Below are 1,718 nucleotides of genomic sequence, written 5' to 3' on the forward strand. Positions count from 1 at the left end.
AAAGGGAAATGTCATGCTTATTAGCAATTAGGGTTTGGTATGAAATAGTATTTTCATTTACAAAGGTTTGCTTTTTGTAGCCCCCTGCTGTCCCTGAAGTATTTGTAGTTGTTTGTGCCAAACGAGTTGCCAGTGAATTGGTAGCTGTATAGGGGACATAAGTTTTGTAATTATAATCTGTATTATCAAGGTTAATTGTTGTTTTTAAGGAAAGTCCCTGGGCAAGCTGATATTCAGCAAAGGCAGAAGTAATTGTCCGGAAAATTGTTTTCTGTCCCACTATATTATGAAGTTTCCCAATAGGGCTATTGGCTGAATTGCTCCATTTATACTGTCCATTGTTTCCAAAATTTGGATAAAGCCCGACGGTATCTTCCTGTACGGGACTATAGCTCACTAACTGGTGTAAAATATTATCCTTGCCTTCCACCCCGGGATCATTGTTTATTGAATAGGTGGGGGAAAGATTCAGGCCGAACTTGAGTTTTTTACTGGCAGAAACTTCTACATTAGCTCTTGCAGAATAACTGGTATAATCCGTACAAATTATCATACCATCCTGATGGGCATAGTTACCCGAGATATAATATTTTGCTGTTTCATTACCTCCGGTTGCGGAAATTTGATGATTTTGTATTATTCCCTTTCTAAATGCTTCGTTCTGCCAGTCAATAAAACGAAGACCTGCATGATTCGGATCAAGCCAACGATCATCTATCATATAGTTGGTATTAAATTGACCCGCACTTAAACCTAAAATTGCACGCCTCTGATCGGTAGTTTGATCAGCAGTCCTTATCGATGTGGGGGTTGAAGAGGCCACCCATTGAGCATTAATCATTTCGATTGATCTGTCGATCCATTCCTTAGAACTTAACATATCCAGCTTCCGGTTAGCCTCTGCAAAACCGGCATAGCTGTTGACACTGATTTTAGGTTTACCGGCTTGCCCGCTTTTTGTAGTGATCAATACAACCCCATTGGCGGCTCTTGATCCATAAATAGCAGCTGCAGCAGCATCCTTCAGTACCATAATGGATTCTATATCATTGGAGTTTAGGTTATCCAAAGGATTTCCATTTTCATAATTTCCGGATTTGTTAGGAGCTGCAGTAGCTAGAGGAAAACCATCTACTACATATAAGGGTTCGTTCCCGGCAGAAATTGAACCTGCTCCTCTTATATTAATGCTAAATGGCTTACCCAGGGCGCCCGTGGTTTGTTTAACCTGCACCCCGGCCATTTGACCGACCAATGCCTGATCAACCCGCACAAGAGGCCTTTCATCCAAATTGGTTGCATTAAATGAAGCTACGGCACTTGTCACATCATGTTTCCTTTGAGTTCCATATCCAATCACAACCACTTCATCTAAGTTTTTTGCTACTTCTACCAATTGAATATCGATAATGCTCTTCCCTGCAGCCGAAATCCGTTCAGTCGTATATCCCAGGTAAGAAAAAACAAGTATGGCATTAGGGTCTGATAAATCAAGAGAATATTTTCCATTAACATTTGTTGTAGTGCCTAAAGTGGAGCCTTCAACGATTATGTTAACCCCAGGTAAGGGTTCTCCAGTTACTTTATCTGTAAGTGTTCCAGAAATTGTATGTGTTTGAGCAATACAACGGGGGGTAATAACAATAAATTTATTGTTGAATTTCCTATAGGTCAACGTTGAATAGGCAAAAAGTTTATCCAGCAAATCATCTAGTCTG

The 1,718-nt window shown here is 40.2% G+C and carries 1 protein-coding gene; it reads right to left on the reverse strand.

Features of this window, described 5'->3' with window-relative positions:
- The coding region (locus tag Q8907_16890) for a SusC/RagA family TonB-linked outer membrane protein (protein ID MDP4275946.1) at window positions 1-1,718 on the reverse strand (1,718 nt) is incomplete at both ends.

It is taken from the genome of Bacteroidota bacterium, assembly GCA_030706565.1.
In the GTDB taxonomy this organism is placed as follows: domain Bacteria; phylum Bacteroidota; class Bacteroidia; order Bacteroidales; family JAUZOH01; genus JAUZOH01.